The organism is Micromonospora sp. DT41, from assembly GCF_049841715.1.
In the GTDB taxonomy this organism is placed as follows: domain Bacteria; phylum Actinomycetota; class Actinomycetes; order Mycobacteriales; family Micromonosporaceae; genus Micromonospora; species Micromonospora profundi.
Window position 1 is genome coordinate 160,305 of the sequence record NZ_JBNCKU010000010.1, and the last position, 15,030, is coordinate 175,334.

At 72.1% G+C, this 15,030-nt stretch carries 13 protein-coding genes; 4 read left to right on the plus strand and 9 right to left on the minus strand.

The genetic code is table 11. From position 1 onward, the window contains the following. The first annotated feature begins 4 nt into the window (after positions 1-4). The 4 genes from ACLQ23_RS20115 to ACLQ23_RS20130 all read left to right on the plus strand — a co-directional run bounded on the left by ACLQ23_RS20115 (position 5) and on the right by ACLQ23_RS20130 (position 5,049). On the plus strand, positions 5-1,174 hold the full coding sequence (locus ACLQ23_RS20115; protein WP_425880965.1) for a Gfo/Idh/MocA family protein: 1,170 nt from the start codon (positions 5-7) through the stop codon (positions 1,172-1,174). Between the two features lie 97 nt (positions 1,175-1,271). After that, on the plus strand, positions 1,272-2,621 hold the full coding sequence (locus tag ACLQ23_RS20120; protein WP_425880925.1) for a pectate lyase family protein: 1,350 nt from the start codon (positions 1,272-1,274) through the stop codon (positions 2,619-2,621). Between the two features lie 55 nt (positions 2,622-2,676). After that, complete coding sequence (locus ACLQ23_RS20125; protein WP_425880926.1) at positions 2,677-3,405, plus strand: HD domain-containing protein; 729 nt, start codon at positions 2,677-2,679, stop codon at positions 3,403-3,405. 150 nt (positions 3,406-3,555) lie between these two features. Beyond that, positions 3,556-5,049: an FAD-binding protein gene (locus ACLQ23_RS20130; RefSeq protein ID WP_425880927.1), complete on the plus strand. Its 1,494-nt coding sequence runs from the start codon at positions 3,556-3,558 to the stop codon at positions 5,047-5,049. A 135-nt stretch (positions 5,050-5,184) separates the two neighbouring features. Here ACLQ23_RS20130 and ACLQ23_RS20135 read toward each other — a convergent pair whose 3' ends face one another. The 9 genes from ACLQ23_RS20135 to ACLQ23_RS20175 form a co-directional block, all read right to left on the minus strand. After that, positions 5,185-5,958, minus strand: a complete 774-nt coding sequence (locus ACLQ23_RS20135; protein WP_355589156.1) for an AfsR/SARP family transcriptional regulator — start codon at positions 5,956-5,958, stop codon at positions 5,185-5,187. 137 nt (positions 5,959-6,095) lie between these two features. Beyond that, on the minus strand, positions 6,096-7,223 hold the full coding sequence (locus tag ACLQ23_RS20140) for a hypothetical protein (protein WP_355589154.1): 1,128 nt from the start codon (positions 7,221-7,223) through the stop codon (positions 6,096-6,098). A gap of 13 nt (positions 7,224-7,236) precedes the next feature. Then, positions 7,237-9,582 carry a hypothetical protein gene (locus ACLQ23_RS20145; RefSeq protein ID WP_425880928.1) on the minus strand — a complete coding sequence of 782 codons (2,346 nt, stop codon included), beginning with the start codon at positions 9,580-9,582 and terminating at the stop codon, positions 7,237-7,239. Positions 9,583-9,593: 11 nt separating this feature from the next. Further along, positions 9,594-11,030, minus strand: coding sequence for a baseplate J/gp47 family protein (locus ACLQ23_RS20150; protein WP_425880929.1), 1,437 nt, complete (start codon positions 11,028-11,030; stop codon positions 9,594-9,596). Continuing rightward, positions 11,023-11,526 (minus strand): hypothetical protein, encoded by a 504-nt coding sequence (locus ACLQ23_RS20155; RefSeq protein ID WP_355589148.1) that lies wholly within the window; start codon positions 11,524-11,526, stop codon positions 11,023-11,025. The genes ACLQ23_RS20150 and ACLQ23_RS20155 overlap by 8 nt, the downstream gene beginning before the upstream one ends. 1 nt (position 11,527) lies before the next feature. After that, positions 11,528-11,851, minus strand: coding sequence for a hypothetical protein (locus ACLQ23_RS20160; RefSeq protein WP_355589146.1), 324 nt, complete (start codon positions 11,849-11,851; stop codon positions 11,528-11,530). A 10-nt stretch (positions 11,852-11,861) separates the two neighbouring features. Then, the gene (locus tag ACLQ23_RS20165) at positions 11,862-13,886 is read right to left on the minus strand and encodes a hypothetical protein (RefSeq protein WP_425880930.1); all 2,025 of its coding nucleotides are present in this window, start codon (positions 13,884-13,886) and stop codon (positions 11,862-11,864) included. Continuing rightward, the gene (locus tag ACLQ23_RS20170) at positions 13,883-14,527 is read right to left on the minus strand and encodes a hypothetical protein (protein ID WP_425880931.1); all 645 of its coding nucleotides are present in this window, start codon (positions 14,525-14,527) and stop codon (positions 13,883-13,885) included. Before ACLQ23_RS20170 ends, ACLQ23_RS20165 begins: the two co-directional genes overlap by 4 nt. A 1-nt stretch (position 14,528) precedes the next feature. Continuing rightward, positions 14,529-15,029 carry a hypothetical protein gene (locus tag ACLQ23_RS20175; RefSeq protein WP_355589140.1) on the minus strand — a complete coding sequence of 167 codons (501 nt, stop codon included), beginning with the start codon at positions 15,027-15,029 and terminating at the stop codon, positions 14,529-14,531. Position 15,030 lies beyond the last annotated feature (1 nt).

The following is a 15,030-nucleotide window of genomic DNA, read 5'->3' on the forward strand; positions in this document are numbered from 1 at the left end:
CGGAATGGCGCCGGCGCCCCGGGTGGCGGTGATCGGGGCGAACGGGCACGGCCGTTGGCACCGGCGGGTGATCGCACCGCTGCACGCCGACGGGCAGGTACGGCTGGTCGCCCTCGTCGACGTCCACCCGGTGCAGGACGAGCCGGCGGCGCCGGTGCCGCCCGGCGCGCAGGTGTTCACCGACCACCGGGCGATGCTCGCCGCCACCCGGCCGGACGTGGTGGTGATCTGCACCCCGCCGCACACCCACCTTCCGATCGCCACTGACGCCCTGGCCGCCGGCGCGGACCTGCTGCTGGAGAAACCGCCGGTGCTGTCGATGGCCGAGCACGAGGAGTTGAGCAAGGCGCTCGGGGCGACCGGGCGGGTGGCGCAGGTCGGTTTCCAGGCGCTCGGCTCGGCGGCGCTGACCGCGCTCACCGACGCGCTGGCGGCCGGCCGGCTCGGCACTGTCACAGGCATCGCGACGGTGGCGGCGTGGCAGCGGCCGGACGCGTACTACTCCCGCTCCCCGTGGGCCGGTCGGCGGAGCCTGGACGGCCGGCCGGTGCTCGACGGCGCGCTTGCCAACCCGCTCGCGCACGCGGTGATGCAGTGCCTCGCTGTCGCCGAGGCGCTCGGCAGCGCTCCGCAGTGGCCGGTGACCATCGAGGTGGAGCGCTACCGGGTGCGGCCGATCGAGGTCGAGGACACGGCGGTGCTGCGGGTCCGGTTCCGAGCCGGCCCGCCGGTCCTGGCGGCTGTCACCCTCGCCGCCGAGGAGTTCGTGGCGGGCGAGGTCGTGGTCACCGGCGAGACCGGACAGGCGGTGCTGGAGTACCCGACGGACCGGCTGCGGCTGCCCGGGGAGGTGGCGACCCGCCTGGTCCCGGGACGACGCGGGCTGCTGGAGAACCTGCTCGCCCACCGCGCGGACCCGGTCGGGGTGCCGTTGATCGCCCCGCTGGCGCGTACCGCGCCGTTCACCGCGCTGCTCGACGCGTTACGCGCCGCTCCGGAACCCCTGCTGCTCGACGGTGACCTGGTGACGGCGGTGAACGACGGCGAGGGCCGGGTCCTGCACCTGCGAGGCGTTGTCGACGTGCTGCGCCGGGCGGTCGAGCGGGGGGCGCTGCCGAGCGAGCTGGCGGTGCCGTGGGCGGCGCCGGCGTACCGCGCCGAACTAGCGGGCTGAGGGAGGCGCCGGGCATCAGAGCGCGCACCTCGCCCGAGCTGTGACGGGCCGCATTGGACAGACCTCCCCCTCCACCACCAGCGAATGGGAAGAAACGATGCGCAGAACACTCGCCGTCGCCACACTCATCACCCTCATGCTCGGTGCCGCACCGACCGCACCGGCCCTGGCCGCCGACCGCCCCGACCGCCTCTCCTGGGCCGCCCGTCACCTCGGCCGGCAGTCCCTGCCGGAGCGGGACGGCTGGGCGGCCGAGGGCGCCGGCACCACAGGTGGCTCGACGGCGGCACCCGATCGGACCCGGGTGGTCCGCACACGGGCCGAACTGGTCGCCGCGTTGGGCGGCGACAACGCCGGCAACGCCACCGACGCCACGCCGAAGCTGATCTACGTCGACGGTGCCGTCGACGGCTTCGAAGGACCCGACGGCACGCCGCTTAGCTGTGCCGACCTGGCCGACCCGGGTTACCGCCTGGACGCCTACCTGGCCGCGTACGACCCGGCGGTGTGGGGTCGCGTGACGCCGGCCGGCCCGCTGGAGGAGGCCCGGGTGCGCTCGGTGGCCAACCAGACCCGGCAGACCCAGATCAACGTCGGCCCGAACACCACGATCATCGGGCTGCGGGGTGCCCGACTGACCGGTCTCACGCTGATGATCGACCGGGCGTCGAACGTCATCGTGCGCAACCTGACCTTCGTCGACGCCCGGGACTGCTTCCCCGCCTGGTCACCGACCGACGGCGAGACCGGCAACTGGAACAGCCAGTACGACCAGATCTCGGTGCGCCGCAGCGAGCACGTGTGGATCGACCACAACACGTTCACCGACGGCGACAATCCGGACAGCGCGCAGCCGACCTACTTCGGGCGGCCGTACCAGGTGCACGACGGGTCGCTGGACGTCACGCACACCGCGAGCCTCGTCACCGCGTCCTGGAACCGCTTCACCGGGCGCGACAAGCTGATGTTGATCGGCTCGTCGAACACCGTCGGCCCGGACGTGGGCCGGTTGAAGGTCACCCTGCACCACAACCTCTTCGACGGCGTCCTGCAACGGCTGCCGCGTGTGCGTTTCGGCCAGGTCGACGTCTACAACAACCACTACCGGCTCGGTGGGGACGACTTCGAGTACGCCCTCGGCGTCGGCGTCCAGTCGGCGATCTACGCCCAGAACAACTTCTTCACCCTCGACGCGGCGCTCGACCCGGCCGAGCTGCTCTACGACTGGGGCGGTACCGCGCTCACCGAGCGGGGCAGCTGGGTCCGCCAGGGCACCGGTCCGGCCCGGCCGGTCGACCTGCTGGCGGCGTACAACGCGGCGCACGATCCGGACCTGGGCGTCGACGCCGGGTGGACGCCCACGCTGCGCCGCGACCCCGTCCTGCCGACGCCACTGGTCCCGCTCCTGGTCGGCCCGCTGGCCGGCGCCGATCGGCTACCGCTGTGACCGACAGCCGACGTAGGGGGTCATCGATGTGGTGAAGATCGGCTATAAGTGACGCATGGACTTCCCGCCACACCTGGGCAGCATGCCGATGCACGCGATCACCGAGATCCACGGCGAACCGGGCCTGCTGGAGCGCTTCCGGCTGGAGGTCGCCCAGTTCGACGACGACGCTCGGGCGCGGTTGACCGCCGCGCTCGACCTCGCCGCCGATCTGCACCGCGACGACCGGCGGGTCCGCGAGCCGTACCTCAACCACCTGCTGCGGGTGGCGATCCGGCTGATGCACCACTACCAGGTGCGTGACGTGGACGTGGTCGTCGCCGGCCTGCTGCACGACGCGGTGGAGGACCACCCGGTGGAGCTCGCCGACGGCGACGCCGGCACCGACCCGACCGCTGCGGCGCTCGCCACGCTCGCCGCGCGGTTCGGGCCCCGGGTGGCCACCCTGGTCGCCGCCGTCACCAACCCGGTGTACGACCCGCAGCGCGACCGCAACGAGCAGTACCGGGAGCACCTGGTGGTCAGCCTCGAACGGGAGCCCTGGGCCCGGGTGATCAAGGTTTCGGACTTCACCGACAACGGCGTCGGAGTGATCCACACGATCGGGCCGAAGGTCGTCTCGTCGGCCCGCAAGTACCGGCCGCTGGTGCCGCTCTTCCGGGACCTGATCGGTCGGCCGGACACGCCGCTCTCACCGGCGGTGAAGCAGCACATCTTCGGCCAGCTCGACCTGGCCGAGGAGCGCTTCAGCGCCATCCTGGACCAGCCAGCCCTCCCCAACTGACCAGGTCAGGGCATCACTCAACCGGGTTCTGCGACAAGTTCTCGGATCCTGCGGGCACCTCTCCGCCCTACGGTTGGTTTCACACCAGATGCGAACCAAGACACCTCTTGGTCGAAATGCCTGGTGTGATCCGATCGGGAGGATGTGGCCATGCGGGACCTTTCACGGCGCGATCTGCTCAAGGCGACAGCTGTTGGCACCGGGGCGGTCGCCCTGCCGGGCATGATGATCGGCGGCGACTCGGCGTTCGCCATGGACGGCCCCGGCCCGTCCGATGCGACGTACCCGCCCGCGAGGCTCACCGGCCGCATCGTCCGCCCCCAGAGCCCCGACTACGCGGACGCGAGCCTCGGGTGGGACGAGCTGTTCGTGCGCTACCCGCTGGTCATCGTCTTCGCCCAGGAGACCCGGGACGTGGTCAACGCCCTCACCTGGGCGCGGCAGCACGACGTCGCGATCCGGGTACGCAGCGGCCGGCACAGCCTCGAAGGCTGGTCGAACGTCGACAACGGCATCGTGATCGACGTCAGCGAGCTGAAGGACGTCCACATCGACACCGCGACCCGTACGGCGAAGGTCGGCGCGGGCCTCACCCAGTTGGAGGCGGTGACCGCGCTCGGAGATTACGACCTTGCGGCGACGACCGGCACGGAGGGAACCGTCGGCCTGTCCGGCGCGACCCTCGGGGGCGGCTTCGGGTTCCTCACCCGGTACCTCGGCATGGCCTGCGACAACCTGATCGGCGCGGAGATCGTCGTCGCGTCGGGCGTCAACGGCGCGAAGGTGCTCCAGGTGGACCCGTGGAACCACGCGGACCTGCTCTGGGCTCTGCGCGGCGCCGGAAACGGCAACTTCGGGATCGTGACGTCGCTTACCTACAAGGCGGCTCCGCTGAAGAGCGTCGCCTATCTCCAGGCGACCTGGCCCGGCCTCGGCGAGCTGCACCGGGTCTTCGACAACTGGCAGTGCACAGCACCTTTTGTCGACCCCCGGCTCGGCAGCCAGGTCGAGGTCCACCCGGACAAGATCCTGCTGTTCGGAGTGCTCGCCGAGGGGTCAGAGGCCGAGATCCGCAGACTCATGGCACCGATCCTCTCGATCGGCAATCCGGAGGTCAGCGTGCAGATCGGAGGTTGGGGCGAGACGTACGCCGGATTCCAGATCCCGAACGATGAGGAGCCCGCGAAGTGGAAGTTCTTCTCGCAGTTCACCAGGGAGCCCTTTCCGGCGGAGGCGATCAGCACGGTCCGCGAGTTCATGGAGAACGCCCCGTCGGCCGACAGCAACTTCTTCACCCAGGCCTTCGGCACCGGGGCCCAACGGCAGGAGCCCTTCGGCGGTTCGGCGTTCCCGCACCGTGACGTGCTCTTCTACTCCGAGCCGGGTGCCGGCTGGGGCACCCGCGGCGAGCCCGACAGCGGCGACGACATCACACCGATAGCCCAGACCTGGATCGCCGAGTTCAGTCAGGCGCTGCGGCCCTACGTGGACGGCGCCTACGTCAACGTGCCGAACATCGGCATGGCGGAGTGGGAGACCGCCTACTGGGGGCGCAACGTCACGCGGTTGCGCAAGATCAAGGCGAAGTACGATCCGCGCAACGTCTTCCAGTACGAACAGAGCATCCCGCCGGCGACGCACTGAGCGGCGATCTGCGCGTAACTCCCCCCACCTCCTGCCCAACCTTTGCTCTGCTTCACCCGGCGCAACACTTAGGCCGCGTAAGTGTTGCGCTTGTTGAAGCAGAGCAAAGGACGTGAGGGGAAGGTGGTCTGGCGGTCACGGATACGGGACGGTGGCACCGGCCTTGCCGGCCCGCACCAGGTGCTCCAGCCACGGGGTCGGTGCCACCCCCAACTCCCGGCCCAGGTCGGCGCGGAACAGCTCCAACCGGCGTACCGCCTCGTTGATGTTGCGTTCGGCCAGGTGCACGTTGATCAGCACGCGGGTGGCGCTCTCCCGCAGCGGCTCCAACTGCACGGCGGTCAACGCCACCTGCACCGCCTCACCGAACCGGCCCTGGGCGGTGAGGCGTTCGGCGAGCGCCTCAAGCGCGTACAGCCGGGTCTGGCGCAGCCGCTCCCGCTCGGTCAGCACCCAGTCGTCGTACCAGCCGGGCAGCAGCTCACCGGTCGCCATCGCCGGCACGGGACCGCCCAACGGCGGTGCGCCGGCCAGCAGCGCGGCGGACGCCGCTGCCAGTGTGGCCACGTCGCTTGTCACGCCGACGGCCAAGGCGAGCTGGTCGTCCTCGGCCACCAGCGGTTCCGGCGTGACCCGGTGCAGGCGCCACAGCATGGTGCGCAGGTTGGCGCGTGCCCGCTCCTCGTGGGAGCCGGGCCAGAGCGTGCCGGCGGCCTCCGCGCGGGCACACCGCTGGCGTACGCCGAGGAACGCGAGCAACCGGCGGGCACCCTGCGGCACCGCGACCGGTTGGCCGTCGCGTTCCAGCCCGAACCCGCCGAGCAGGCGCAACGCGTACCGCTGTGGCTGCCGCGCATCGGCCTCGCCCGCAGCGGCCCTGAGGTCGTGCGTCACCTCTTGAACAACCATCGATGTGCCCTTCGCACCCTGTCGCCCCGTGGGAGTTCCACGCTCGGGTGTGGACGGTCGACGCGCCAGCGCAGTGTCGTCACACCGACCCGGCGAACGGCACGGATCAGCCGTTCGCCGGAGCCGTCCCCGGCCGTTCAGCGCAGCTTGCTCAGCGTCTGGGCGTACCCGGTCCATTCGGCGACGTCGCCGACGCCGGCGCGTACACCGGCTTCCTTCATGATGCCGAGCACCTGCTCAGGCTGCGCGTCGGCGAGCTTGCCGAGGGTGCTGACCCCGGCGCGGGCCAGCGCCGCCCGCGCCTTGGTCGGCACCCCGGCGAGCATCGCGATGTCCGCGTCCGCGACGTTCTCCAACTCGGCTTCGATACCGAGGGCTGCCGAAACCGCCGACTGCGCGCCGACAGTCGTGCGGACGATGACGGCCTCACGCTCGCTCACCTCGGCGAGCATCGCGTCCACGCTCGCGTAGCTGGTGTCCGCCGGCAGCACCTTGAGGACGTCACGGATCAGCCGACCGTCGGCCACCTCCTCGTGGCCGAACTGACTGATGAACTCGTCGAGCTTCACCTCGCGCGGGAAGCGCCGCCGGACGTCCTCGTGCTCGGCGACGTACCGGGCGAGTCGGGCGGCGCCGCGGACCTTCGGCCCGGCGATGACGTCCACGCCGATGGTCTCCACGGCGGGCAGCACGATGGTGCCGGCCTTGGTCTGCCAGATGCTCACCTTCTTGTCCATGAACATCGTGGTGCCCATGTACTTGCCGAAGTCCAGCGCGCCGATGTAGTTGGGGATCTGCTCGAACGTGTACGGGCCGGGGACGATCTTGTTTTCGTGGACCGTCGAGTGCAGCCGGTTGATCTCCGCACGTATCTCGTCGAGCAGCCGGCGCAGGCTCACCCGCATCGCTGCCATGCACGCGAACGCCTTGGCCAGGTCGGTGCCGAGGTGGTCCAGGTCGTGCTCGATGCGGTGGAACCGCTCGTTGAAGCCCTGCTCACCGGGGGTCTGCCCGGCCTGCACCACGTCCTCGCCGTCGACCCAGTCGGTGTGCGCGAAGGTACGGGCGAACGGCGGCGGCGCGCAGCCCGGCTCCACCGCCGGGAACGACTCGGCGTAGCTGAACACCCGCTTCGCCGTGCCCACGTTTTCGTAGATCCAGGAGGAGACCAGCACGCTGGCGTCCGAGGGCGGGATGCCGTGCTTGGTGAACACCTCGTACAGCTCGGTGACGGTCATCCCGTCGTAGTTGATCTCGCTCGCCATTGTGGTGTCCCTCTCAGAGCTGGTCGTACACGCCGCGGTGCCGGCGCTGCTGGAAGGTGCGGAAGGTGCGGGCCACCGCGGGGCGCAGCGGCTCGGCGGTGCCGTTGCCGTCGATGTCGACGTGGTCGCGACGGATGCCGAACGTGTTGATCTCCACGCCGAGAGGGCAGACCCGCGTCAGCGCGTTCATCAGCCGCTCGTACTGCGCCAGGGTCAGCGCCACCCCGTCGGGCAGCTCCACCCGGAACTCGTACGGGTCGGTCAGGCCGGTCCGCACGTAGGAGAGCGCCACCACTGCCACCAGCCCGGTGTGGGTGGGCCGCAGGGCGGTCCGCGCGCCGACCGCCTTGATCTCCGCCGTGCCGCCGCCGAGCCCCACCGTGTACCAGCGGAACCCGGTGGCCCGGCGCTCGGCCAGGTTCAACCCGGCCTGCGGCAGGCCGATCACGCTGCACACCAGCAGCACCCGGTTGCCCGTCTCGACAAGCGGCAGCGCGGCGGCCAGGTGCTGTTCGCGCAGCAACCCGACGAGCCGGGCCAGCCGGTCTCCGGCGGCCGGCTGCCCGGCGATCAGTGCGGAGGCCAGCGCCGCCGGCAGCTCGATGGTCTCCACCAGCTCGTCGGGCAGGCGGTTGAGCGCGGCCACCACGGGCGCCGGCTCCCGTACCGCGGGAAGGCCGGCGGCGGCCAGCACCTGATCGACGGGCTGCCCTGCCGGCCGGGTCGGCACGGCCGCCCACCGGGTGCGGGCAGCCGCGTCGGTCAGCGACGTCCACGCCGGCTCCCCGGCGTCGGCCCAGGCCGCCCGCGCCGCGGCCAGCCCGGCCAGCAGCAGCGCGTTGCCGCCCGGGTCACCCGGAGCGTGGAACTGTGCCTCGACCGTCGTGTCGGCACCGACCGCCGCGCTCAGCGGCGCGGTCACCGCCAGCCCTCTGGTGGGCAGGTGCGACAGGTACATCCTGGTGGTGCTGATCCGGTGCGTGGTCGCCAACCCGCACACCCGCCACAGCCACGCCAGCTCGCCGTCGGCCGCCACGGTGGGCACACCGCGCGCACGGGCGGCGGCGATCAGCGCCTCGGCGGTCCGGTCGCCGGTGACCGCCCGGCCGGTGTCCAGCACCCGGTTGCGTAGGTCGGTGGCCTGTGCGGGAGTCGGCCAGCTCACGTCCACACCGAGGCCCAGTTCGTAGCGGCTGCCACCCGCGTCGTCCTGGGCGCGGGTCACCTGCCACACGATCGACGAGCCGAGCGCCCGGCACACCCGCCCCGCCCGGTCCAGGGCGGCGGCCAGCGGCGGCGCGATGCCGTGCGAGCTGTCGAAGGTGTACGACTGGCGCAGGCTGGCACGCAGCGCGGTGACCTCGGCCAACCGGCTGGCCGGCAACGCCCGGCCGGCGTGCGTGGTGTTGTTCGGCGGCGTGTTCGCCGGCAGGACGAGGCGGTCGCGGCGCAGTTGGGCGAGGAAATTCGTGCGGTGCTGCGGATCCCCGGCGGCGACAAGCCGGATCGCCACCGCGAACCGGTCGTCGTCCTCGCGCAGTGTGAACCGGGCGCCGCCGGGCAGGTCCGCGAACAGCCCGGTGTTCGGGTCGGTATCAGCTCCCGGCCCGTTGAGCAGCCGGCGCACCGCACCCGGTGTGGGCAGCAGGAACCGGCGGTAGAGCCCGAGCCGGTGGGCGTACGCCGCATCCGGCTCGCGGGCCGGCGGCGCCAGCCGGCGGGCGTACACCTCGCCGCTGGCCGGCTCGTGCACCAGCTCGTCGACGAAGCGGGCCACCCCGACGTCGGCGCCGATCCGGTCCAGCGCGTCGCGCCGGGCGTGCGCCAGGGTCCGGTATGCGTGCACTTCCCGGGCCGCGCGGCGCAGCCGGTGCTTCTCGTACGACACCAGGTAGAGCAGCCGACCCAGGTTGCCCTCCAGCACGGCCAGCTCCACAAGGGCGGTGAGGGCCTCGCCGGTGACCGCCGTGGTGGAACCGCCGTCGACGACCCGTTCCGCCGTCACGGCCACGGGGAACGCGGCGACCAGCGGCTCGTCGGCAGTGTCCGGCGCGTACGCCGGCACCGACGCGCCGGCGGCCGACCAGGGCGCGAACACCACAGGCGGCAGCACCCGCTCGTCCTCGGCGCCCGGCGCCACGGTGACCGTCACCCGGACGGTCTCCTCGACCAGGTCCCGGCGCAGCACGACGGTGAGCAGCGGATGCCGGCTGGTCCAGTCCACGGCGGCGGTGCCGGTGGCGCCGATCGGCACGACCACCCGCCGGACGGTGCCCGGGTACGGGCCTTCCAACTGGTCGACGAGGTTACGTTCGACGGACGGGTCGGCACCGTCCACCGGCACCCGGATGTCGGTCATCGCGCCCCCGCTCAGACGATCCGGAACGGCCGGGGGTCGTCCCGGTCGACGTAGACGGGCACCTGGTTGGCGGCGAGCACCGCGTTGTCGCCGACGGGCAGGCGCTGCACGCCGTCGCCGGTGGGCGCGCTGCCGGTCACCACGACTGCCGAGTCGGCCGGGAAGCGCACCAGTCGTAGGCCACGGACGTCGGCGACGCCCGGCTCGTTCATCAGCGTCCAGATCACCTCGGCCGCCCGGACGGGTTCACCGGAGGGCAGCTCGTCGACGTAGCGGCGGAGCCGGGCGTGCAGTCGGGCGCGCAGTTCGGTGGCGGCCGTGGAGGCGTTCACCGTCTCCGTCGAGCCGGTGGGAAGCGGCAGACCACGGATCACCAGGTCGGCCTCGACGCCGATGCCCACCTCGTCGGCCCGGTCGACGGAGGCGAAGATGCCCACCGGCCGCAGGTCCTCGATTACCGACTCGACGGCGGCGTGCAGCCCGTCGGGGCCGTCCCAGATGGCCGCGGCGGTGGGCGCGACGAGCACCGTGACGTAGTACGGGTTGCCCAGGTCGCGTTCGGTGCTGAACACGCGCTCGATGAAGTTGAAGTTGCCGAAGATGGACTGGTTGAGGTCCAACCCGCCCCGGCCGTCGAAGACCTGCACCTGGCGTACGCCCGGGACGGTGGCCACTGCCAGGCCGATCGCCTCGGCCGTCCAGATGGAGCGGGGCGCGGCCAGCAGCAGTTGGCGGTAGCGGGCGTCGGAGACCTGCTGCTCGCCGCCGGTCAGCGCGACGGTGTGGGTGATCTCCACCAATTCCTTGCCGGCGGCCTGCTCGGCGTCGTCCAGGTCGGCGAGCAGCGTGTCGGCCCGGTTCCACCTGTCGATCTTCTGGCTGGCCTGGGTGGGGTCGAGGTTGTGCGCGGGGCCGGGATAGAAGGCGGCGACGGCCGGTTCCCGTTCGCCGACGGCGGCGGAGAGCACCACAGTCTCGTCGAGTGCGACGTGGTGACCGCCGGGTGTGGACAGCCGTGCGCCCCGGGGCAGCGTGAGCTGGGTACGACCGGTCGGCAGGGCGGCCTTGAGCTTCAGCTTCACAGTCCCCCGGGCCGGCAGGTACGGCCGGGGGATGCCGAGTTCCTCGCCGAGTCGGGTCAGCGCGTCGGCGGTGGCCGACACCACGTACGAGTTGTCGTAGACCGCGCCGAGGGCCGCCCACAGTCGGGCGTCCTCCAACGCGGCCAACTCCAGCATCTTGCGCAGCACCGCGCCGCTTGTCAGGTCGACGTCCTCGCCGAAGAGCAGGCGGGCGGTGGCGAGCTTCTCGGCGAGCAGCCGGGCGAAGGACTTGGGCACGAAGCCGGTCTCGACGATGCCGAAGCCGGTCGAGCCGGTGGCCCGCAGGGCGGCGGCGTCGACGGCCAGGACGTCGGCCAGCTCGGCCGGCACTGTCGGATCAGACACTTGGCAGCTCCCCGAGATGCACCGAGAGCCGGTCGTCGGTGATGGTTTCGAACTGGACCTGCACCTGGAGGGTGCGGGAGGCGCGCAGCGCGGCGTGGGCGGCGTCGTCGGTGCCGGTGGCGCCGAGTCGACCGTCGTCGAGGTTCACGTCCACGATCTTGCGGACGCGGGGGTCGCGGTCGAGCAGCGTGATGATGCCGATGCGCACCTGCTCGCGGATGAGGCTCGGCTCGATCTGCTCGGCGAGGGCGTTGAGCCCGTCGAAGCCGAAGGTGGCGTCGAAGACGTTCGAGCCGCGCAGCGTGGTCAGCGCCACCGAGAGGCTCTGCGCCACGTTCTGGGTGCCGGCGACAAGCGCCAGCACCCGGCCGTTCGGGCCGTCGTCGAAGACGACGTCGCGGGCCAGGTCGACGCCGGGCATCGTGGGTTCGAAGGCGAGGCCCCAGCCGAGGTAGCGGCGCTGGGCGGCCTGCCGTTCCCGCTCGGTCCGGTCCATCTCAGACCGCCTTCAGCTTGCTCTGCCCGGCGGTGGCGGAAAGGCCGGGGGTGGTGCCGTCGGTGGCACCGCCGAGGGTCGCCAACGCCACCCCCTTGCCGTTGACGAACAGCTTTTCGGCGGCGCCGGTCGCCGAGACGACCTTCTTGCACTGCAGCGTGGAGCTGCTGTCGGTGATCTTGCACCCGGACACCGACTTGCCGACGATGCCGTCGAGTCGGGTCACCTCGGCATCGGCCACGATCAGCTTCGCCTGCCCGGCCGGGGAGACCTTCCCCTGGTTGGGGCAGTGCACGTCACTCGACGTGGTGAGCACGAATGCCATCTCGCTCTCCTCAGTGGACGTTCATCGCGTTGCTGACCTGGACGTCGACGTCGTCGGCGGCGATGGTGACGGTGCCGCCGGTGATGTTCACCGGCCCGTCGCCGGCGTCCAGGTCGATCTGCTTGGCGGTGATGGTGATCGAGCCGTCCTGTTTCATGACGATCGACGAGCCACCGGCGTGCTCGATGGTGATGCTGTCGGCGTCGTCGGCGCGCGCCGGACGCTGGCCCCGGCCGCGCAGCTGGTCCCGGCCCACCCGCACGGTCAGCTCGCCCAGCTCGATGACCCGGTTGCCGTCGCCGTCGGTGAGGTCGTGCGTCACTTTGCCGGCGTGGTCGGCGGGCACCACCGAGTCGCCGATCGACGCGCGGCTGTTGGTGTCCACCCCGACCGGCAGTGACAGCCACCAGTCCCCCGGCTGCGACACCGGGGCGTGCCCGGTGGGCCAGAGCGCGCCGACGTCAACCGGGTCGTCCGGTGCGCCGTTGCGGTAGGCAAGCGCCACCCGGGTGCCCGGGTAGCGGGGCAGGATCAGTCCACAGCCACCCCACGCGAACGGGGTCAGGTAGGTCACCCCGGGCAGCGGCGCGGGTTCCTGCCGGCGTACCGGCAGGCGGCGGGCACCGTTGGGCCGTCCGTCGGAGCGGACCAGCCCCTCCCACACCGTCTCGGTCTGCGCGGGCGGCTCGACAGCGCCGCTGGCGTTTGTGGCCGCCGCGCGTACCTCGCCGATCTCCAACCCGCGCGTCTCGCCGCGGGCCGCGCGGGCGGCCCGGCGCACCGCCTCCGCGGCGGCCACCCCCGGCGACGACGCCGGGCCCGCCGGCTCGGCGGCCGCCACGCCCGAGGCGTCGCTCCAGGTGTCCCAGGCCTGCGCGGGCGAGGAGACCTCCACGCCCTGCACGACGGTGACGAACCCGGCGGTACGCGACAGGGTGTGCCGCGCCGCGCTGAGGTAGAGCAGCTTCGCTCCCGCGCCCAGCTCACCGGTCGACGGGGCGAACGGTGCCGCGAACGAGCCGAGCAACGCCGCGCCGACGCTGCCCAGCGTGGTGGCCTCGTCCACCGCAGGCGGGTCGAAGAGCACCAGGTCGCCGGGCTTCAGGTCGGGACGGCCCTTGAGGGTCAACGTCCACGCCCGGCGACGCGGCGGCGCGGTGCCCCCGGCCTCGGTGGCCGCGTACGGGTCGGTGTCCTGGCTGCCGTTCTCGGTGCACTCCAGCAGCCCGGTGGCGAGGGTGAGCGGTTTCGGCTCCCCCTCGGGGTACGGGATGGGGCGCTTGCCGATGTGCACTGTCCCGTCGCGGATCAGCAGCATCCCCCGCCCGTACGCGTTCAGCGACTGCTGCAACGCGCCACCGAGCCGGTCCAGCGCGGCGCGGTAGAGCAGCCCGGCGCCGAAGGCGACACGCTCGTCGCCGGCCGCCTCGCCGGCGCCCCGGGTCATCGTGCCGTCCGGGTTGGCACCCCAGGTGGCGATGTCCACCCGGGTCCGCTCGGCGATGGCCCGGACGGCGGCGGTGAAGTTCGCCGCCTCGAACCGTTCGGCGACCCGCTGCCCGAGCCGGGCGTACGCCTGCTCGACGAGGGTCAGCTCGGTGTCGTACGTCCGCTCGCCGGTGAGCCGGCGCACCTTCGTCACGCGCAGGACGGCGACAAGCGCCTGGGTCAGCTCGGCCGGTGACGGGCCGGCGTTGACGCCGACCAGGTTGGTGAAGAACGCGCCAACGGAGGTGTTGGCGTCCCGCCAGTACAGGTGCAGCTTCGCCACCAGCGGCGGCTGCCCGTCGGCGGTGCGCAGCGCGGCGAAGTGCTCGTCGATCAGCCCCTGCACGGTGATCGTGTACGCGCCGGGGCCCAGCCCGTCGGGCAGCGCCGCGTCGATGGCCGCGTAGTAGTCGGCGCTGGACACTGTGAGGGTGGCGTCCTGGCTGAGCCCGGTCGGGGTCTCCCGGTGGAAGGTGAGGGTCCAGCCGGCGTCGTTGCCGACCGCCCCCTGGCGTACCTGGCCGGTCTGGAACGGCGTGAGTGTCACCGCAGGACCCTCCGCATCTTCTTGTCGAGCAGGTAGCGGTAGCGCAGCCGGCCGGGGCCGAGTTCGGATTCGACGCGCTGCGCGGGTGGGCGGCGACGCCAGACGAACTCGTTTATCGGCGGCGGTCCGAACTGGTCCACGGCCCGGTCGGCGGGCCGCCAGGCAAGCGTCAGGGTCGAGCCGTAGTCGCCGGAGCCGCGTACCGTGCCGGCGTGCAGCAGCCAGGCCAGCACCAGCACCTCCACGGCTGCCGACGGGTTGGCGTCGGTGGTGAGGCCGGCGTCGGGGCAGACCCGGCGCAGGCCGGTGGCAAGTGGCACCGAGCCGAGGATCCGGGTGCCCTGGCGGACGACAAGGCGCAGCGGCACCCGGCCGACAAGCGCCGGGGCCGGGGCTGTGGCCTGCGGTGCGGGCCGGGGCGCCAGGTCGTCGGCGGAGCTGCTGACCACCGCCAGGGGGTCGGTGTCCAGCCACTGCCGGGCCAGGCCGGTGGGCAGGATCAGCACGGCGTGGACACCCGCGCCCAGTTCGACGCGGTGCGGCAGGCCGGCGGTGAGGCTCTGCCGGACCTCGGTGAACCCGTCGGGCACCTCGATGGGTGTCTCCGGCAGCAGGTAACGGTCGATCGGGAACGGTGGCATGTCAGTTCCCCAACCCGTCGGCGAGCGCGCCGACTCCGATGCTCGCCACGTCGAGCAGCTTGCCGAGCAGGCTGGGACGGGGCACGTGGACGAGGGTGATGGTGGTGTCCAGGACGTCGCGGCGGGCCGCCGAGGCGCTGAAGGTCAGCGACTGCACCTGCATGTCGGTGCGGATGGTCATCGACGTGACGAGGATGAGCCCGCCGAACTTCCCGCCGGAGTACGCAGCGAGGGCGGTGCCGCGTTTGCTCGCCTCGGCCATCGTCTCCAGGGCGAACTTCCAGGCGTACCGTTCCGCGCCGACGAGCACCCCGGTCAGCGTGATGGTGTCGTCGTGGGTGGCCACGATCGCCTTGTGCGCGGTGGAGCCGATCGGCGGCAGGTGGTACGTCTGCGCGAGGGAGATCGCGGTGACAGCCCACAGCGGGATGGGCAGCACACCGTCGCTGATGATCGCCGACGGCACCGTGCCGTACCGTATGAAGCTGCTGGTGATGGCCATG